This window comes from Cupriavidus sp. R6-3, from assembly GCF_059772245.1.
Genome location: NZ_JCBAJO010000085.1, coordinates 1 through 18,815, shown reverse-complemented (window position 1 = coordinate 18,815; position 18,815 = coordinate 1). Strand labels below are relative to the sequence as shown.

20 protein-coding genes are annotated in these 18,815 nt (G+C 68.5%); 11 read left to right on the top strand and 9 right to left on the bottom strand.

Annotation, left to right across the window (positions count from 1 at the left end):
* Together AC6EI8_RS14585 and kdoO are read right to left on the bottom strand one after the other, a co-directional pair.
* Positions 1–1,103: GMC family oxidoreductase (locus AC6EI8_RS14585; protein WP_498382245.1), on the bottom strand; the 1,103-nt coding region annotated here is incomplete at its 3' end.
* Between the two features lie 281 nt (positions 1,104–1,384).
* Entirely contained in the window at positions 1,385–2,338 is a 954-nt protein-coding gene (gene kdoO, locus AC6EI8_RS14580; RefSeq protein ID WP_226108039.1) for a Kdo hydroxylase KdoO, read from the bottom strand.
* 229 nt (positions 2,339–2,567) lie between these two features.
* Between kdoO and AC6EI8_RS14575 the strand changes: the two genes are divergently transcribed.
* Both AC6EI8_RS14575 and AC6EI8_RS14570 read left to right on the top strand, forming a co-directional pair.
* Positions 2,568–3,116, top strand: coding sequence for an Hsp20/alpha crystallin family protein (locus AC6EI8_RS14575; protein ID WP_265633107.1), 549 nt, complete (start codon positions 2,568–2,570; stop codon positions 3,114–3,116).
* A gap of 31 nt (positions 3,117–3,147) precedes the next feature.
* Positions 3,148–3,576, top strand: coding sequence for an Hsp20/alpha crystallin family protein (locus AC6EI8_RS14570; protein WP_149317246.1), 429 nt, complete (start codon positions 3,148–3,150; stop codon positions 3,574–3,576).
* Between the two features lie 86 nt (positions 3,577–3,662).
* Here AC6EI8_RS14570 and metK read toward each other — a convergent pair whose 3' ends face one another.
* A complete protein-coding gene (gene metK / locus AC6EI8_RS14565) occupies positions 3,663–4,826 on the bottom strand; it encodes a methionine adenosyltransferase (protein ID WP_023264748.1) in 1,164 nt (387 codons plus the stop codon).
* Positions 4,827–4,853: 27 nt separating this feature from the next.
* Here metK and AC6EI8_RS14560 point away from each other — a divergent pair, with 27 nt between their 5' ends.
* The 6 genes from AC6EI8_RS14560 (at position 4,854) to AC6EI8_RS14535 (ending at position 9,695) form a co-directional block, all read left to right on the top strand.
* Complete coding sequence (locus AC6EI8_RS14560; protein ID WP_149317247.1) at positions 4,854–5,075, top strand: hypothetical protein; 222 nt, start codon at positions 4,854–4,856, stop codon at positions 5,073–5,075.
* 38 nt (positions 5,076–5,113) lie between these two features.
* Positions 5,114–5,968, top strand: coding sequence for a lysophospholipid acyltransferase family protein (locus AC6EI8_RS14555; RefSeq protein ID WP_265633106.1), 855 nt, complete (start codon positions 5,114–5,116; stop codon positions 5,966–5,968).
* 9 nt (positions 5,969–5,977) lie between these two features.
* Positions 5,978–6,955, top strand: a complete 978-nt coding sequence (locus AC6EI8_RS14550; RefSeq protein WP_498382244.1) for a lysophospholipid acyltransferase family protein — start codon at positions 5,978–5,980, stop codon at positions 6,953–6,955.
* Positions 6,952–7,845, top strand: a complete 894-nt coding sequence (locus AC6EI8_RS14545) for a lipid A biosynthesis lauroyl acyltransferase (RefSeq protein WP_265633104.1) — start codon at positions 6,952–6,954, stop codon at positions 7,843–7,845. The genes AC6EI8_RS14550 and AC6EI8_RS14545 overlap by 4 nt, the downstream gene beginning before the upstream one ends.
* 107 nt (positions 7,846–7,952) lie before the next feature.
* Positions 7,953–8,825: a diaminopimelate epimerase gene (dapF, locus tag AC6EI8_RS14540; RefSeq protein ID WP_150082749.1), complete on the top strand. Its 873-nt coding sequence runs from the start codon at positions 7,953–7,955 to the stop codon at positions 8,823–8,825.
* 51 nt (positions 8,826–8,876) lie between these two features.
* Positions 8,877–9,695, top strand: coding sequence for a polyphosphate kinase 2 family protein (locus tag AC6EI8_RS14535; protein ID WP_149317252.1), 819 nt, complete (start codon positions 8,877–8,879; stop codon positions 9,693–9,695).
* A gap of 123 nt (positions 9,696–9,818) precedes the next feature.
* Here AC6EI8_RS14535 and pyrE read toward each other — a convergent pair whose 3' ends face one another.
* Positions 9,819–10,502 carry an orotate phosphoribosyltransferase gene (gene pyrE / locus AC6EI8_RS14530; protein ID WP_149317253.1) on the bottom strand — a complete coding sequence of 228 codons (684 nt, stop codon included), beginning with the start codon at positions 10,500–10,502 and terminating at the stop codon, positions 9,819–9,821.
* A 28-nt stretch (positions 10,503–10,530) separates the two neighbouring features.
* Here pyrE and AC6EI8_RS14525 point away from each other — a divergent pair, with 28 nt between their 5' ends.
* The gene (locus AC6EI8_RS14525) at positions 10,531–11,307 is read left to right on the top strand and encodes an exodeoxyribonuclease III (RefSeq protein WP_053820911.1); all 777 of its coding nucleotides are present in this window, start codon (positions 10,531–10,533) and stop codon (positions 11,305–11,307) included.
* Positions 11,308–11,409: 102 nt separating this feature from the next.
* Positions 11,410–12,357 carry an N-acetyl-gamma-glutamyl-phosphate reductase gene (gene argC, locus AC6EI8_RS14520; protein WP_149317255.1) on the top strand — a complete coding sequence of 316 codons (948 nt, stop codon included), beginning with the start codon at positions 11,410–11,412 and terminating at the stop codon, positions 12,355–12,357.
* Between the two features lie 154 nt (positions 12,358–12,511).
* Here the strand turns inward: argC and AC6EI8_RS14515 are convergent, their stop codons facing one another.
* Positions 12,512–13,492 carry a M48 family metallopeptidase gene (locus AC6EI8_RS14515; RefSeq protein ID WP_262484862.1) on the bottom strand — a complete coding sequence of 327 codons (981 nt, stop codon included), beginning with the start codon at positions 13,490–13,492 and terminating at the stop codon, positions 12,512–12,514.
* A gap of 147 nt (positions 13,493–13,639) precedes the next feature.
* Here AC6EI8_RS14515 and AC6EI8_RS14510 point away from each other — a divergent pair, with 147 nt between their 5' ends.
* Positions 13,640–14,971 carry a muropeptide transporter gene (locus AC6EI8_RS14510; RefSeq protein WP_498382243.1) on the top strand — a complete coding sequence of 444 codons (1,332 nt, stop codon included), beginning with the start codon at positions 13,640–13,642 and terminating at the stop codon, positions 14,969–14,971.
* Positions 14,972–15,048: 77 nt separating this feature from the next.
* Here the strand turns inward: AC6EI8_RS14510 and AC6EI8_RS14505 are convergent, their stop codons facing one another.
* From AC6EI8_RS14505 to slmA, 4 genes are all read right to left on the bottom strand, one after another.
* Complete coding sequence (locus AC6EI8_RS14505) at positions 15,049–15,873, bottom strand: acyl-CoA thioesterase (RefSeq protein ID WP_149317256.1); 825 nt, start codon at positions 15,871–15,873, stop codon at positions 15,049–15,051.
* Positions 15,874–16,075: 202 nt separating this feature from the next.
* Positions 16,076–16,699 carry a methionine biosynthesis protein MetW gene (metW, locus tag AC6EI8_RS14500; RefSeq protein WP_006577582.1) on the bottom strand — a complete coding sequence of 208 codons (624 nt, stop codon included), beginning with the start codon at positions 16,697–16,699 and terminating at the stop codon, positions 16,076–16,078.
* Positions 16,696–17,925, bottom strand: coding sequence for a homoserine O-succinyltransferase MetX (gene metX / locus AC6EI8_RS14495; RefSeq protein ID WP_149317257.1), 1,230 nt, complete (start codon positions 17,923–17,925; stop codon positions 16,696–16,698). The genes metW and metX overlap by 4 nt, the downstream gene beginning before the upstream one ends.
* Before the next feature lie 356 nt (positions 17,926–18,281).
* Positions 18,282–18,815, bottom strand: a 534-nt coding sequence (gene slmA / locus AC6EI8_RS14490) for a nucleoid occlusion factor SlmA (RefSeq protein WP_498382242.1), incomplete at its 5' end; no start/stop codon positions are given.

Here is an 18,815-nt window from a genome sequence, read left to right as displayed (position 1 = left end):
CCCGCCAGCCGCAACCGTCCGCGGCTGCGCGGACGCAGCAGCAGCACGCGGCAGCCGTAGCTCTGGCCATGCCCGTCCCCATCGCCGCGCGCATGGCCCGGCCCGACCACGAAGCGCAGTTGCAGATCCGGTTCGGACAGTTCGGGCTGGCTCCTGAGCAGCGCGCCCGCGCTGACGGGCTCCGCCTGCGCCAGCGTGTTGCGCCGCCCGCCGAGTCCGGCCCCATGCCGCAGCCAGTGCCACGCCGCGGCGAGCGACCTGCCGATCGACGAATCGCCACCGAGAAAACGCGGCCCGAACGATTGCCGCAGCGACGGCGGCGTCGGCCCGCGCTTGTGCAGCAGCATGCCGACCGGTTGCTGCAGATTCAAACCCACGCCGGGCAGATGCTGCACGACGCCGATGCCGTGCTCGCGCAGATGATCGGCGGGCCCGATACCGGAGACCATCAGCAGTTGCGGCGAGCCGATCGCGCCGGCGGCGAGCACCACCTCGCGCCGCGCGCGCAACTGGACGATCCGGCCGTGGCGCAGCGCCTGCACGCCGACCGCGCGGCGGCCTTCGAAGAGAATGCGCTGCGCCTGCATGCCGTGCAGGACCTGCAGGTTGCCGCCGACGCCGCGATGCAGATAGGCACGCGCCGCGCTCCACGGCTCGCCGCGATGGCGCGCGCTCTGGAACCAGCCGACGCCCTCCTGCCGGGGGCCATTGAAGTCGTCGTTGCGCGGGTGGCCGGCATGGGCGGCCGACTCGACGAAGTAGCGGGCCAGCGGCGAAGGCGCGGAGGGATCGCCGACATGCAGCGGACCGTTGCCGCCATGCCAGGGGTCATCGTCGCGCCCCATCACGCGGGTATTGCATTCGGCGCGGCGAAAGCACGGCAGCACGTCGTCCCAGGACCAGCCGTCGCAGCCGGCCTCGGCCCAGCCGTCGTAGTCGGATGGCGCGCCGCGCAGATAGGGACCCCAGTCCGGCGCGTCATCGTCGGGCCAGGCGGCCTCGAGCAGGGCGATCGATTCGCTGCCGCTGTCGGCGAGCCTGCCGGCCAGCGCGCACGCCGCCGCGCCGCCCCCGATCACGATGTAATCGAAACTGGTGTCCATTTGTCCCCTCGCACGATGGCAAGTCGGCGCGCCGCTTGCTTCGCGCATCGGGCCGCCACGCAGGGCCGGCGGACGGGGCGCGAACGCGGTCTATGCTGCCCAGTGTAGGCGCTTTGTCGAGGGGCAGAAGGAGAACGCGGAGGGGCCGGTCGAGCCCGGCGAAAACGCGGGGGAAACGCGGCGAACGCGCGGCGGAAATGGCGGGAATGCCGGGAAAAGGCGGGGGGAATGGCAGGAAAAAGTAGGCAGGACGCGCGCGCGCCCCGCCCTTGCGGCCGGTATTACGCCTTCAGCATCGGCTTGCCCAGCATCCGCGACAGCACCGCTTCCGGCGAGTGCGTGTGGTCCGAGATCGCGCGCGGATCGAGGTAGTAGGTCTGCTCCATCATCGCGCGGCCGCGCATCGCGGCGTGCAGCACCTGATCGCTGAAGACGATCCAGGTCGAACCCGGCGGGAAGTGGAATTCCTGCTGCGGTACCTTGGCCTGGTAGTCCAGGTCGGCCTTGGCCATGTCGTGCAGCTGCAGCATGCGGTGGTCGTATTCCGAGCGCTCGCGCTTGGTGATATGCAGCTGCTTCATCAGCCAGGCCTGTCCCGGCCACATGCCCTTGGTGCGCGGCACGAAGCGCTGGGCGAAATCGGCGAAGGGCTCGCCGACGCGCCACACCCGCGGCGCCTGCGGATCGATGTTGTGGAAGACGCGCAGCAGGCGCTTGCCCAGCATCGGATTGGACGGGAACGAGTCCACGTGCAGCCGCGTATCGTCCTTGCGCCAGCTGACCGGGCGCCCGGCGATTTCGCTGGGCCGCAGCGAGGTGCCGGCGCGCTCCAGATGCGGGCCGTATTCGGGGAACAGCGCCAGCACCAGCCGCTCGCTGTATTCGGCATAGCGCCGGATCAGCGCGTACAGGTCGGCGAGATCCTGGGGGCTGCCCACGGCGCCGCGCACCGCGGTGTCGTTGGCGCGCAGGTTGATGTTCTTGGACTTGCCATCCGACCAGCGGCTGTCGAGGAAGCGCTCCTCGCCCGGTTCGAAGCGGAAATGCAGGTCGGGGAAGTACAGCACCGCGCCCTGCTCGAGCTCGCGGCGCAGGCCCGCGGCCGTTTCGGCGCGCAGCTGCGGCGCCCAGTCGGTATAGGGCTGCGGGCGGATCAGGTCGAGCCCGCCGGCAGCGGCGGACGGCGCCGCGCCGGTCGAAGGCGCGACGGGAGGGACAGCGGTTTGAACGGACATGGGATTCCTCGGCATGCTGGCGTGTGCCACGCCTGATGGCGCGATTCTACCGCCGCGCCACGGCACGCTTGGCGCGCCAGCGTCGCGCCATGTTTTCGGCTCTTGAAGCGACGTCGTCCGACACTACATTCGTGACGAAGCGCGCCGGCCAGCGCCGGCACGCGGGGGGCCGGCCGCGCCGGTCCGAATACGAGTCGCTAGGAGTAGCAAGGAGCAAGGAGGTAATGCCATGTACGCATCGTTGCTGAGTTCTCCGGGCAGCCTGTTTGCCGAGTTCGACCGGCTGCAGCGCGAACTGCAACAGTTCCTCTCGACGCCGAGCAGCATCCGCGCGGTGGCGCGCGGCGCGTTTCCTGCCGTCAACATCGGCATGACGCCGTCCAGCGTCGAGGTCTATGCCTTCGCGCCGGGTATCGATCCGTCCACGCTCGACGTCAGCGTCGACCGCGGCCTGCTGACCATCGCCGGCCAGCGCAGCGCGCAGATGCAGGGCACGCAGCCACAAACCGCGCAGAGCGGGCAGACCGACCCGTCGGCCAGTCAGCAGGCCGGCCAGCAGGGCCAGTCGGCCTCGGGCTCGGGCTCGGGCTCTTCAAGGCTGGGCGAGGACACCAACGTCTATGTGCGGGAGCGCTTCAACGGCAGCTTCCGGCGCGTGATTTCGCTGCCGGAGGACGTCGATACCGCCCGGATCGACGCCACCTATCGCGACGGGCTGCTGCGGATCTCGATCGCTCGCCAGGAATCGGCCCAGCCGCGCCGGATCACCGTGAACTGACCCGATGATTGCACCGAGCAGGAGGTTCATCATGAACGATCAAGCCGTCACCCGGACCGACCAGGACCGGAACCTGAACGTGAACGCGAACGTCGGCGGAAAGAACGACAACGGCAATGCGGCCGCCAACGCGACGCTGTTGCCGCGCGTGGACGTGACCGAGGATTCGACCGGCATCACGCTGCTGGCGGACCTGCCGGGCGTGTCGCGCGACACGCTGCAGGTGCGCGCCGACCGCGACAGCCTGACCATCGAGGGCGAGATTCGCCAGGAGATGCCCGAAGGGCTGGAGCCGGTCTATGCCGAGGTGCAGATCGCCCGCTACAAGCGCGTCTTCACGCTGAGCCGCGAGCTGGACAGCAGCGCGATCTCGGCGGTGCTGAAGGACGGCGTGCTGAATCTGCGGATTCCGAAGCAGGCCGAAGCGCAGCCGCGTCGGATCGAAGTGAAGGTAGGGTGAGAGGGAGGGCGGCGGTGGCCTTTGGGCCGCCGCTGCCCTCCCCGGCCCTCTCCCGCGGGCGGGAGAGGGGAGAACACCTGGAAGGATTACAGCCCGGCCGCCGCGCGCAGTGCCGCGGCCTTGTCGGTGGCTTCCCACGAGAATTCCGGCTCCTCGCGGCCGAAGTGGCCGTAGGCGGCGGTCTTCTCGTAGATCGGGCGCAGCAGGTCCAGCATCTGCACGATGCCCTTGGGCCGCAGGTCGAAGTGCTCCATCACCAGTTTGGCGATCGCCTCGTCCGAGATCTTGCCGGTGCCTTCGGTGTAGACCGTCACGTTGATCGGGCGCGCCACGCCGATCGCGTAGCTGACCTGCACCTGGCACTGGCGCGCCAGGCCCGCGGCCACCACGTTCTTGGCCACATAGCGGGCCGCGTAGGCCGCCGAGCGGTCGACCTTGGACGGGTCCTTGCCCGAGAACGCGCCGCCGCCGTGCGGCGCCGCGCCGCCATAGGTGTCGACGATGATCTTGCGGCCGGTCAGGCCGCAGTCGCCCTGCGGGCCGCCGATGACGAAGCGGCCGGTCGGGTTCACCAGGTACTTGGTGTCCTTGAGCATCTCGGGCGGCAGCACCGGCTTGATGATCTCCTCGATCACCGCCTCGCGGATCTGCGCCTGGGTGATGTCCGGCGCGTGCTGGGTCGACAGCACCACGGTGTCGACGCTGTGCGGACGGCCGTCGACATAGCGCACGGTGACCTGCGACTTGGCGTCCGGACGCAGCCAGGGCAGGCGGCCGTCGCGGCGCAGCTGCGACTGGCGCTCGACCAGGCGGTGCGAGTAGTAGATCGGGAACGGCATCAGTTCCGGGGTCTCGTCGCAGGCATAGCCGAACATCAGGCCCTGGTCGCCGGCGCCCTGGTTCAGATAATCGTCCGAGGCACGGTCGACGCCCTGCGCGATATCGGGCGATTGCTTGTCGTAGGCCACCAGCACGGCGCAGCCCTTGTAATCGATGCCGTAATCGGTGTTGTCGTAGCCGATGCGCTTGATGGTTTCGCGCGCGACCTGGATATAGTCGACGTTGGCCGTGGTGGTGATTTCCCCGGCCAATACCACCAGCCCGGTATTGCACAGGGTTTCGGCGGCGACGCGCGCGTATTTGTCCTGGGCCAGGATGGCGTCCAGGACGGCGTCGGAAATCTGGTCGGCGACCTTGTCGGGATGGCCTTCGGAGACGGATTCCGAAGTAAAGAGGAAGTCGTTTGCCACGAACTTTTTCTCCAGGTTAGCTATTGCGTGCCAACCATGTTCAGTCCGGGCGGCGACGCTTTAGCGGTATTTTCAGCACGTCCTGATGAGACGGTATCGCCCCGCAAGTTGTCAGTTAACTCGGCGATGCGCGGTATTATACGCGCCTGCGCGGCGCCGCACACGCGCCGCCGCAACGGTGTGCCGAGGCCATCGGCGCTCGCCGAGGCGATCGGCGGCGGCCGCGAAACAATAACCGCGGAAGAATGAACCACGCCGGCCCGGGGCCGGCCCCTTGTTGGGACTCCATGACCTTCCTGTTCTGGCTGATTGCCCGCTTGCCGCTGGCATGGCTGCAAGCCATTGGCGGCGTGCTCGGCCTGCTGGCCGCGCGCCTGCCGGGCCGCTACGGCAGGCGACTCACCGAGAATTTCCGCCAGGCCTATCCCGACGCCACCGACCAGATGCTGGCCGAGGCGGCGCGCTCCACCGGCCGGATGGTGATGGAGATGCCGTACTTCTGGAGCCGCAGGACGCTGAAGGCGCGGCTGGCCGGGTTCTCCGAACACACCTGGCCGGAGCTCGACCGGCTGCTGGGCAAGGGCAACGGGCTGATCATGCTGGTCCCCCATCTCGGTTGCTTCGAAGTACTGCCCCAGGCGTACGCGCTGCGCCACAAGGTGACCGCGCTGTACAAGCCGCCGCACCAGCCATGGCTGCGCGACTGGATCGAGCGCATGCGCACCCGCCCCAATCTGGTGATGGCGGCGGCCACGCCGCGCGGCGTGCGCACGCTGGTCAAGGCGCTCAAGCGCGGCGAGTCGATCGGCATCCTGCCCGACCAGGTGCCCAAGGGCGGCGAAGGGGTATGGGCGCCGTTCTTCGGCAAGCCCGCGTACACCATGACCCTGGTGCAGCGCCTGCAGCAACTGACCGGCGCGCCGATTGCGATGGTCTTCGCCGAGCGCACCGCGCAAGGCGCCACCTATATCGCCCACATGCGGGTGCTGGAAGACAAGCTGCCGGACGATCCCGTCGCGGCCGCCACCGTGCTCAACCGCACGGTCGAATCGCTGGTCGCCGAAGCGCCGACGCAATACCTGTGGGGCTACAACCGTTACAAGCACCCGGCGGGTGCGGAGCTCCCGCCCCAAGCCGCGTGACAGACTCCCATGACTTACCTGTTCTGGCTGATTTCCCGCCTGCCGCTGGCCTGGTTGCAGGCCATCGGCGGCGCGCTGGGCCTGCTGGCAGCCAAGTGGCCGGGCCGCTACGGGACGCGCCTGACCGAGAACTTCCGCCACGCCTTTCCTGACGCCACCGACGAGATGGTGAACGAGGCCGCCCGCTCGATGGGACGCATGATCCTGGAGATGCCCTATTTCTGGACCCGGCACACCATCAAGGCGAAGCTGTACGACTTCAACGAGGTGGTCTGGCCGGCGCTGGACCGGCTGCAGGACCAGGGACGCGGCGTGATCGTGCTGACGCCGCACCTGGGCTGCTTCGAGGTATTGCCGCAGTCGTATGCGATGCGCCGGCCCGTCACGGTGCTGTTCAAGCCGCCGCACCAGCCCTGGCTGCGCGACTGGGTCGAACGCATGCGCAACCGGCCGAACATGACCAGCGCGCCGGCCAATCCGCGCGGCGTGCGCATGCTGGTCAAGGCGCTCAAGCGCAAGGAGGCCATCGGCATCCTGCCCGACCAGGTGCCGATCGGCGGGGAGGGCACGTGGGCGCCGTTCTTCGGCCGTCCCGCGTACACGATGACGCTGGTGCAGCGGCTGCAGCAATGGAGCGGGGCGCCGGTCGCCATCGTTGCCTCGATCCGTCTGCCGCGCGGCGGCGGCTATCGTGCCTTTCTGCGCGTGATCGAAGAGCCGCTGCCCGAGGATCCGGCCGCCGCCGCCACCGTGATCAATGGCGTGGTGGAGGAGCTGGTACGGCTGGCACCGACCCAGTACCTGTGGGGCTACAACCGCTACAAGCACCCGGCCGGCGCGGAACTGCCGCCGCCGTGGCCGCCCGAGGCGCCCACGCCTTCCACGCCGCCCGCCCCGCCGGCATCGGGCGCCACCACGGCCGCCACGGCGGCCGGGGCGGCCGACCTGTCCGCCACGGAACCGACTTCTCCGACTTCGCATCCATGAGCCGTCTTTTCACCTGGCTGGGCATCGGTCTGCTGACCGTGCTCGGCAAGCTGCCCTACCCCCTGGTCGCCCGCTTCGGCGAAGGGCTCGGCAGCCTGCTGTACCTGTTTCCCAGCGGCCGCCGCGAGGTGGTCCGCGCCAACCTGCGCCTGGCCTTCCCCGACAAGTCCGACGCCGAGATCGCCGAGCTGTCGCGCCAGTCGTTCCGCTCGGTGTTCCGCAGCTTCGCCGAGCGCGGCATCTTCTGGACCGGCAGCGAGGCACAGATGCGCCGCTGGGTGCAGATCGACGACCAGGCCAACCTGGTCGCGCTCGACGGCGAGCCGCACATCCTGGTCACGCTGCACCTGTCCGGCGTCGAGGCCGGCGCGATCCGGCTGACGATCTACCTGCGCGACCACGTGGGCCGCTCGGGCGCGTCGCTCTACACCAAGCAGAAGAATGCGCTGTTCGACGGCTTCCTGAAGCAGGCGCGTGGCCGCTTCGGCGCCAACATGATCGCGCGCAACGACAGCGTGCGCGACATCATCCGCTGCCTGAAGAAGGGCGAGGCGCTGCAGCTGATCTCCGACATGGACTTCGGCGAGCGCGACTCGGAATTCGTGCCCTTCTTCGGCGCGCAGGCGCTGACGCTGACCTCGGTGTCGCGGCTGGCGCGGCTGACCGGCGCCAAGGTCGTGCCGATCTATACCGAGCAGCTGCCCGACTATCGCGGCTATGTGCTGCGCATCCTGCCCGCCTGGGACAACTACCCGGGCGAGAGCGTGACCGACGACACGCGGCGGATGAACGCCTTCTTCGAGGACTGCATCCGCCCGCGCATCGCCGAGTACTACTGGGTGCACAAACGCTTCAAGCATCGCCCGCCCGGCGAACCCGAGATATATTGACGTTCGGCCGACATTGCGGCGGCCGCAAACCCAGAACACCGACACCGGCCGCCCGCGGCCTTCCGGCTTCCGGTCCTGACCGGTCCCGGCTTTTCCCGAACCGCGCCATGAAAATCCAGTTCACCAAGATGCACGGCGCCGGCAACGACTTCGTCGTGCTGGACGGCATCCACCAGACCCTGAACCTGAGCACCGAGCAATGGCGCGCGCTGGCGAGCCGGCATTTCGGCGTGGGCGCGGACCAGATCCTGATCGTCGAGAAGCCGACCCGGCCCGACGTCGACTTCCGCTACCGGATCTTCAACGCCGACGGCGGCGAGGTCGAGCACTGCGGCAACGGCGCGCGCTGCTTCGTCCGGTTCGTCACCGACCACGGCCTGACCGACAAGCGCTCGGTCCGCGTCGAGGTGATGAACGGCGTCATCACGCTGACGCTGAACGACGACGGCCAGGTCACGGTCGACATGGGCGCGCCCGAGTTCGAGCCGGCGCGCATCCCGTTCCTGCCCGAGGGGCTGCCGACGCGCACCGAGGGCGGCGACACGCTGTACGGCATCGAAACCAATGGCCGCACCGTGTGGATTTCGCCGGTGTCGATGGGCAATCCGCATGCGGTGCAGGTCGTCGACGACACCGAGCGCTTCCCGGTGCGCGAGGACGGCCCGGTAATCGAGCACCATGCCGCCTTCCCGAAGCGGGTCAATGCCGGCTTCATGCAGGTGGTCGACCGCAATACGATCCGGCTGCGCGTGTTCGAGCGCGGCTCCGGCGAGACGCTGGCCTGCGGCACCGGCGCCTGCGCGGCCGTGGTCGCCGGCATCCGGCGCGGCCTGCTCGACTCGCCGGTCAAGGTGCATACGCACGGCGGCGACCTGACCATCGCCTGGGACGGCGACGGAACCCCGGTGCGGATGACGGGCCCTGCCACCACGGTATTCGAAGGTTCGATCGATCTGGACGCGCTGCAGCCGCGCGGCTGACCTGCCCCAGCGACCCTGCCGGAACCCCGGCGCCAACGCGGAGAAGCGCCCATGCCAGCCACGCCGCTCGACCCCTACCGCATCGCCAACGGCAAGGGCTTTCGCCTGGACCGCTTCGATGCGGGCGCCAGGCCCTTCTCCAGCGGCGACAAGACCAGCGACCGGGCCCGCCTGACCGAGCTGTCGACGCATCTGGACGAGCAGCAGGACATCTTCTACGCCGAGCAGTCGCGCAAGCTGCTGGTGATCCTGCAGGGCATGGACACCAGCGGCAAGGACGGCACCGTGCGCGGCGTGTTCCGCAGCTTCGATCCGCTGGGGCTGCGCGTGGTCGGCTTCAAGGCGCCCACCTCGGAGGAGAAGGCGCGCGACTACCTGTGGCGCGTCCACGCCCAGGTGCCGCGCGCCGGCGAGATCGCGGTGTTCAACCGCAGCCACTACGAGGACGTGCTGATCACGCGCGTGCATGGCTGGATCGACGCGGCCGAGTGCGAGCGCCGCTACCGGCAGATCCGCCACTTCGAAAGCCTGCTGGTCGAGACCGGCACCACGCTGGTCAAGTGCTTCCTGCATATTTCGAAGGACGAGCAGAAGTCCCGGCTCGAGGCGCGGCTCGCCGATCCGCAGAAGCACTGGAAGTTCGATCCCAACGACCTGGCCGAGCGCCGGCACTGGGACGCCTATATGGACGCCTACCAGGACGCGATCGCCGCGACGGCGACGCCGGAGGCGCCCTGGCACGTGATTCCGGCCGATTCGAAGACGCACCGCAATCTGATGGTCGCGGAGATCCTGCGCGAGACCTTCGCGCGGCTCAAGCCGGCCTATCCGCCGTCCGCGCCGGGGCTGGACAAGCTGAAGGTCGAGTAGTCGTCGAGTCGTCGAAGTCGAGCGGGGGAAGCAAGGATTGGGGCCCGACGGGCGCGGGGCCCGCAGCCCCGAGGGCCGAAGGCCTTGCGGGGGCTTGACGAGGCCCGCCCCGCAGGCCCGAGTTCAAACGCCGTAGCGCTGCCGGTAGGCCGCCACCGCGTCGCGCGAGGCGCCCAGCGCCGGGTCCTGCGCGGCGTCCAGATACGCCAGCAGGTCCGCCAGCGAGGCGATCGCGATCACCGGCACGCCGAATTCGCGCTGCACGTCCTGCACCGCGGAATGCGCGCCGATCTGCTCGGCGGTGCCGCTTTTCTCCATCCGGTCCAGCGCGATCAGCACCGCGGCCGGCTCGGCGCCGGCGGCGCGGATCATCTGCACCGATTCGCGCACCGAGGTGCCGGCCGAGATCACGTCGTCGACGATCACCACCTTGCCCTGCAGCTTCGCGCCGACCAGCGTGCCGCCCTCGCCGTGGTCCTTGGCTTCCTTGCGGTTGTAGGCGAAGCCCACGTTGCGGCCCATGCCCGCCAGCGCCACCGCGGTGGCCGACGCCAGCGTGATGCCCTTGTAGGCGGGCCCGAACAGCATGTCGAATGCGACACCCGAGGCCAGCAGGGTTTTCGCATAGAATTGCGCCACCTGGCCCAGCGTGGCGCCCTCGTTGAACAGCCCCGCGTTGAAGAAATACGGCGATTTGCGTCCCGCCTTGGTGACGAACTCGCCGAAGGACAGCACGCCCGCGTCCAGCGCGAAGCGGATGAAGGTCTGGCTGAGGTCGTCCGCCGCCGGCGTGGTTTGCTGCGTCATCTTTTCTCTCTTCAAAAAATTTCCCGAGATGTTACGGATTATCAGTGCCAACCTCAACGGCATCCGCTCGGCGGCCAAGAAAGGCTTCTTCGACTGGATGGGCAAGCAGGACGCCGACATGGTCTGCGTGCAGGAGCTCAAGGCGCAGGCCGCCGACATGACCGAGGCCTTCCTGGCGCCGCACGGCTATCACGGCTACTTCCACTACGCCGAGAAGAAGGGCTACAGCGGCGTCGGCCTGTACACCCGCCACAAGCCCGAGCGCGTCATCACCGGCTTCGGCAACGCCGAGTTCGACAGCGAAGGGCGCTATGTCGAAGTGCAGTATCCGCATCTGGCGGTGATCTCGGTCTACGTGCCGTCGGGCTCCAGCTCCGAGGAACGGCAACTGGCCAAGTACCGCTTCATGGAGGCCTTCCTGCCCCATCTGCTGCAGCTCAAGGCCAGCGGGCGCGAGATCGTGCTGTGCGGCGACGTCAACATCGCGCACAAGGAAATCGACATCAAGAACTGGAAGGGCAACCTGAAGAACTCCGGCTTCCTACCCGAGGAGCGTGCCTGGATCGGCGAGCTGTTCGACGTGCACGGCTATGTCGACGTGTTCCGCAAGCTGGACCCGCGGCCCGAGCAATACACCTGGTGGAGCAACCGCGGCCAGGCCTACGCGAAGAACGTCGGCTGGCGCATCGACTATCACCTGGCCACGCCGAAGATCGCCGATACCGCCAAGGCGTGCTCGATCTACAAGGACGAGAAGTTCAGCGACCACGCGCCGCTGTCGATCGACTACGACTTCCCGCTGTAACGGCAACGCCCGGACGCAGGCCGCCGGGGCGGATTGCCGCTGCGGTGCCCGGGCATCCTCGTTACAATGCACCCCTCACCCGTATTACCAAGCGAGTCCACCATGGCATTCAAAGTGTTCGTCGACGGCCAGGAAGGCACCACCGGCCTCCGGCTGCTCGACTATCTGTCCGGCCGTTCCGATGTCGAACTGCTGCGCATCGCGGAAGACAAGCGCAAGGATCCGGCCGAGCGAGCACGCTTCCTGAACGCCGCCGACGTGGCCTTCCTGTGCCTGCCGGACGTGGCCTCGCGCGAGGCGGTGTCGTTGGTGACCAATCCGAATACCTGCGTGATCGACGCCAGCACGGCGTTCCGCACCGCCGACAACTGGGCCTACGGCCTGCCGGAGCTGGTGCGCGGCCAGCGCGAGAAGATCCGCGCCAGCAAGCGCATCGCCGTGCCGGGCTGCCACGCCAGCGCCTTCGTGCTGGCCGTGCGTCCGCTGGTCGATGCCGGCGTGATGCAGCCCGACTACCCGGTCACCGCGTTCTCGCTGACCGGCTACAGCGGTGGCGGCAAGAAGATGATTGCGGACTTCGAGGCGGGCGGCAATCCGAAGCTCGACAGCCCGCGCGCCTATGCGCTGGGGCTCGAGCACAAGCATCTGCCCGAGATGCGCGTGCAGACCGGCCTCGCGCAGGCGCCGATCTTCAGCCCGATCGTCGGCAAGTTCTACAAGGGCCTGGCCGTCACGGTGCCGGTGTTCCCGGATCGCCTGGCGCGCAAGGTCACGCCGGAGCAGATCGCCGAGATCTACCGCAAGCACTACGAGGGCGAGCAGTTCGTCCGCGTGATGCCCGCCGCCAGCGACGAGCACCTGGACAATGGCTTCTTCGACGTGCAGGCCAACAACGACACCAATCGCGTGGATCTGTTCGTGTTCGGCTCGGCCGACCGCATCGTGCTGATCGCGCGGCTGGACAACCTCGGCAAGGGCGCGGCCGGCGCCGCGGTGCAATGCATGAACGTGCATATCGGCGCGGATGAGGCGACCGGGCTGACCGCCTGACCCTTTCGCTTTCCTGCCTCACCGATGCAAACGGCCCCGATTCGGGGGCCGTTTGCGTTTGTACCGGGTTCATGCGCCGTTCATGCGCCGTCTATGCGCCATTTATGCCCGGCTTGTCCCCGGGCTTCCGGCAAGTCTGCCGGGCGCCGGCGCGCTACCGCTTGAGCGGCTGCTGCTTGTCCTCGTCGCCGCGATCGACCGGCGCGTTGGCCAGCCCCCCCATATTGGTTCGATACGCGGGCAACCGCTCGACCGTGGTGCCGATCGCCCGCGCGTACAGCGGCAGCACCTCGGGCATGTGCCGCTGCAACTCGGCGATGCGCGACTGGCCCGACGGGTGCGTGGAGAGGAAATCCATGCTGGCGCCGGCCGCCGACGACTGCGACACCTTGCCCATCTTCTGCCACAGCGTCACCGCGGCGCGCGGATCGTAGCCCGCGCGCGCCGCGATATCCATGCCGACCAGGTCGGCCTCGGTCTCGTCCGAGCGCGAGAACTTCAGCGTCAGCAGATGCGCGCCGGTGCCCAGCGCCAGATTGCCCAGATTGCCGAAGCCGAACAGCTGCGAAATCACGTTGGCGCCGAGGTTGGTGATCTCGGCCTTGGCGGCGCGCTCGCGCGCATGCTCCTGCAGCGCGTGGGCGATCTCGTGGCCGATCACCATCGCGAGCTCGTCGTCGGTCGGCTTGATCTGGTCCAGAAAACCGGTATAGACCGCGATCTTGCCGCCGGGCATGCAGAACGCGTTGACTTGCTTGGCCTTGATCAGATTGACCTCCCACCTCCAGCCCTTGGCGCGGTCGTTCCAGCGGGCGGCCTGCGGCAGGATGCGTTCCGAGATCGTGCGCAGGCGCGCCAGGCGCGGATCGTTCGACGGCGCCAGCGCGCCCTTGGCGCGCGCCTCCTGCTTGATCTGCTCGTACTCCTGCGCGGCCTGCTGTTCGATCGCCTCGGCCGGCACCAGCTGGCTGACCGCGCCGCCGCCGCGCTGCACATTGACGCCGTCGGACTGCGCCAGCACAGCGGGCGCGCCGAGCAGCGCCACGGCGCCGAGCACGGCCAGCGTCAGCCGGCGCAGCGGGGCGACGAGGGCAAGCGAACGCGATGAGGGAACGGCAACGGAGGGAGCGGACATGGCCAGACGCAAGGGAAGGGGCATTGTTTCAACAGAATGCGACAGACATCACGAAGGCTGATGCAATAATACACGGCGCCCGATCGCCACCCAGGGCCCTCCAGGCGCTCCAACCGCCTGCTGCGCCCGGCCCCTGCCCCCGCCTTCATGACCTTCCAAGACTATCTCGATATTTTCCGCAATCGCCGCATCGGCGCGATGCTGACGCTGGGCTTCGCCTCGGGGCTGCCGCTGGCGCTGACCTCGGGCACGCTGCAGGCCTGGATGACAGTCGAAGGGCTGGACATCAAGACCATCGGCTTCTTCTCGCTGGTCGGCCAGGCCTACATCTTCAAGTTCCTGTGGGCGCCGCTGATGGACCGCTACACGCCGCCGCTGCTGGACCGGCGGCGCGGCTGGCTGCTGCTGACGCAGATCGGCCTGGTGCTCGGCATCGCCGGCATGGCCTTCTGCCCGCCGCGCGAGGCGCTGTGGCTGCTGGCGGGGCTGGCCACGCTGGTGGCCTTCCTGTCGGCCTCGCAGGACATCGTGTTCGACGCCTACAGCACCGACGTGCTGCGGCCCGCCGAGCGCGGCGCCGGCGCGGCGGTCAAGGTGCTCGGCTACCGGCTGGCGATGCTGGTATCGGGCGGCCTGGCGCTGTGGCTGGCGGACCGCGTGCTGGGCTGGCAGCAGATGTACCTGCTGATGGCCGCGCTGATGGCGGTCGGCCTGCTGACGCTGCCGTGGGCGCCGCGCGCCGAGTCGCCGCCGCGCGCGCCCCGCTCGCTGGAGGAGGCGGTGGTCGGTCCGCTGCGCGACTTCTTCGGACGCACCGGCGCGTGGTGGCTGCTGGGCCTGATCGTGCTGTACAAGCTCGGCGACGCCTTCGCCGGCAGCCTGTCGACCACCTTCCTGATCCGCGGCATGGGCTTTTCCGCCGGCGAGGTCGGGCTCGTCAACAAGACGCTGGGCCTGGCGGCCACCATCATCGGCGCGCTGTTCGGCGGCACGCTGATGGTCAGGCTGGGCCTGTACCGCTCGCTGATGCTGTTCGGCGTGCTGCAGGCCGTGTCGAACTTCGGCTACTGGCTGCTGGCGGTGACGCCGGCCCATCTGTGGTCGATGAGCGCGACCATCGCGGTCGAGAACCTGTGCGGGGGCATGGGCACCGCGGCCTTCGTCGCGCTGCTGATGGCGCTGTGCAACCGCTCGTTCTCGGCGACGCAGTACGCGCTGCTGTCGGCGCTGGCCTCGGTCGGGCGCGTCTATGTGGGACCGACCTCGGGCTATCTGGTCGAATCGTTCGGCTGGGCGCCGTTCTACCTGGGCACGGTGGTCGTGGCGCTGCCGGGGCTGCTGCTGCTGCGCGCCATGCGCGGAACGGTGGAGCGCTACGAGAGCCAGACGCGTACGCCGCGCGACGAGTCCGGCGCCGTTTCGGCCGTTCCGCTCCCGGCAGATGACCGGGCACAGGGCAAGGGCGTTCGCGAGGGTTGATGCCAGGGTAGGCAACCGCCCTGCCCTCTCTCCCTCCCGCAAGCGGGAGAGGGCTGGGGAGAGGGCAGCCGGCGCGTCTACTGCTTGTAGTAGACGATCTGATGCGAGCTGGCCAGCAGCTCGCCGTCCGGGCTCCACAGCTGCGCGCTCTGGTCGAAGAAGCCCTGCCGGAACACCTGCGCCCGCGCGCTGCCCAGCGCGTGGCGATCGCCCAGCGCCGCCAGCGTGGCGGCATCCGCGTGGAAATAGGTCGTCAGCGAGACCGTGCCGGCCGGCACGAAGCCGGCGCGCTTGAGGAAGATGCGCGGATAGAAGCTGTCGCACCAGGCCGCGATCGACGCATAGTCGGGCGTGCGGGCCGGGTGGTCGCGCAGCCAGAACTGGGTCAGGCTGTCCGGATGCTCGGTGCCTGGCTCGGCCGCGGGCTTGGCGCCCCGCACCGGGCGCATCTCGTAGGACTTGAACCAGCGCACCGGCGCGAAGCCGGTCGGCAGCGGCGCGATGGCGTCGGCCGGCGGCACGTCGGGAAAGACAGCCTCGCCGCAGCCCCAGGTGTCGCGCCGCACGGCGAACACCGCGCTGGCGGTAGTCGCCACCTCGCCGTTCTGTACCAGTTCCAGCGACCAGTGCTGGGTCGAGCGGTTGGTGCGCGCGGGCCGCGCCTCGATCGTGAACGGACCCTCGGCGATCGGTCCGGCGAAATTGACGGTCAGCGCGATCGGATCGCCGAGCCGCTGCGGATGCTGCAGCGCCGCCTGCAGCAGCGTCGCCGCCGTGATGCCGCCGTACGGCCCGATCATGTTCCAGTACGACTCGGTGGTGCGGCCGGTAAAGCGGTGCTCGCCGGCGGGGGTCAACGCAATCGCGTCGTCGAAGGGATGCAGCTCGGATGTCGCGGACATGGGGCCTCGCCGAAAAGCGAACGATCGTTCGGAATTTCCGTACGGTAGTCGTCCGGGTGGCCGCTCGTCAAGTGCCGGCCGCCCCCTCCGAAGCCATCCCGGGCAGAACAGACTCGGGCCGGGGAGTCAGGCGAGCAGTCAGGCCGATGAGTCAGGCCGAAGTAGCCAGGGCTGCTCGTCAGGCCGTCCCCCGGACCGGCCCTCAGGCCGAACAGACCCGATACACCGCCAGGCTGCCGCGCCAGTTGACGCCCCAGTTCACCGTGATGCCCTCGTGCATCACCACGCGATCGAGGATGCGCAGCCCGACCTTGGGCGCCAGCGCTTCGAAGTCGCTGATGGTCAGCACGCGCACGTTGGGCGTGTCGTACCACTGGTAGGGCAGCGACTCGGACACCGGCATGCGGCCGCGGAACACCGACAGCCGGTGCGGCCAGTAGCCGAAGTTCGGGAACGACACGATGCACTCGCGGCCGACGCGCAGCGTGTCGCGCAGCACCTGCGCGGTGTTGTGGATCGTCTGCAGCGTCTGCGACAGGATCACGGTGTCGAAGCTCTTGTCCTCGAACAGCGCGAGTCCGCCCTCCAGGTTCTGCTGGATGACATGCACGCCCTTCTGCGCGCACGCCAGCACGCCCTCGTCGCGGATCTCGATGCCGTAGGCCTGCACGTCGAGCTCGTCCTGCAGCACGCGCAGCAGGCTGCCGTCGCCGCAGCCCAGATCGAGCACGGTCGCATTCGGTTCGATCCAGCGCGCGATCGCGCGAAAATCCGGCCGCCGTGCCAGCACGCCGTTGGCCGCTTCGGTGATGGACTTGGCATTCATGCGCCGATCTCCCGGGCAATGCGTTCGTAATAGGCGCGCATCAGGTTGTGGTAACGCGGATCGTCGAGCAGGAAGGCGTCGTGGCCATGCGGGGCATCGATCTCGGCGTAGCTGACCGGCCGCTTGTTGTCGAGCAGCGCCTTGACCAGCTCGCGGCTGCGGCTCGGCGCAAAACGCCAGTCGGTGGTGAAGCTGGCGACGAGGAAACTGGCCTTCGTATGCGCCACGGCGCGGGTCAGGTCGCCGCCGAACGTCAGCGCCGGATCGAAGTAATCGAGCGCGCGCGTGATCAGCAGATAGGTATTGGCGTCGAAATACTCGGCGAACTTGTCGCCCTGGTAGCGCAGGTAGCTCTCGACCTGGAACTCGACATCGAACGAGAAGCGGATGTCCTCGGCCTTGAGCTCGCGGCCGAATTTCGCCGCCATGTCCTCGTCGGACAGGTAGGTGATATGGCCGATCATCCGGGCCACGCGCAGGCCGCGCTTGGGCTTGACGCCATGCGCGTAGTAGTTGCCGCCGTGGAAGTCGGGGTCGGACAGGATCGCGCTGCGCGCGACCTCGTTGAAGGCGATGTTCTGCGCCGACAGCTTCGGCGTCGAGGCCACCACGATGCAATGGCGCAGCCGATCGGGATACATCAGGCTCCAGGCCAGCGCCTGCATGCCACCGAGGCTGCCGCCCATCACCGCGGCGAACTGCTCGATGCCGAAGGCGTCGGCCACGCGCGCCTGCGCATTGACCCAGTCCTCGACCGTGACCACCGGGAAGGTGGCGCCGAAGGGCTGGCCGGTGGCTGGGTTCAGGCTCATCGGACCGGTCGAGCCGAAACACGAGCCCAGGTTGTTGATGCCGATCACGAAGAAGCGGTCGGTATCGAGCGGCTTGCCGGGGCCGACCATGTTGTCCCACCAGCCCACGTCGCGCGGATCGTGCGCGTAGACGCCGGCCACGTGGTGCGAGGCGTTCAGCGCGTGGCACACCAGCACGGCGTTGGTGCGCGCGGCATTGAGCGTGCCGTAGGTCTCGACCATCAGGTCGTAGTCGGCCAGCGACGAGCCGTTGCGCAGCGGCAGCGGCTCGGCGAAATGCATGCGCTGCGGCGTCACGATGCCGACCGAATCGGACGGCAGCGGCAGCGCGGCGCTGGAGGCGGCGGAATCTGCGGAAACGGCGGCGGGAGCGGCCGGTTCCGTCTTTACGGACGGCGAGGCAACGTCAGTCATGTAGGCGGCCCGTGTGCGACGGGCATGAAAAAACCCGACCGGTCTTGCGTTTGGAATCACGCAGCCAAGTCGGGTTGTTGTCGCGCCGGATGCTTCGCTGTCCGCCGCCGGTGGCGTTGTCCCTGAAAATGCGTTCCTGTCGAATCGCGAATCGGAGAGGGGCGCCGACCAACCTCTTTAGCCGCATTTATAGTGGCAAGGAATTTCCCTCGCCGCGCGCCCGCAAGCCAGTCATCAAATCGGCGCGACCGGCAGATTATAGAGCAAAGCGATAGACATCAGCAGAAGACGCGCGCGGCAACGGGATATCGACGGTCGCAGCCGGGCTACGCGGGATCGCACGGGATCGGACGGGATCAGCCCAGCAGCACGCGCAGCTGCGCGTCGATCTGCCCCGCCGGCAGCTTGCGAAAGCCGCTCTTGGCATAGCGATGCCAGTGCCCCTGCACCGTGGCGACGATCAGCGCGGCGCGTGCCGATACGTCGGCGTCGGCGGGAAACGCGGCCTGCGTCGCGGCGACCTTCAGGCATTGGCGGATCGACGCCTCGATCCGGTCCACCAGCTGGTTGATGCGTTCCTGCAGGCGTTCATGCTCGCCGACCAGCGCCTCGCCGGTCAGCACGCGCGTCATGCCGGGATTCTTCTCGGCGAACGACAGCAGCATCCGCACGATCGCCTGTACCTGGCGCAGCCCGTGTTCCTCCTGCGCGGTGATCTGGTTGATCAGCCCGAACACGGTCTGCTCGATAAAGGCGATCAGGCCCTCGAACATCTGCGCCTTGCTGGCGAAATGCCGGTACAGCGCGGCCTCGGAAACGCCGAGGCGGGCCGCCAGCGCCGCGGTCGTGATGCGTTCGGAGCGCGGGTGCTCGAGCATGCCGGCCAGCGT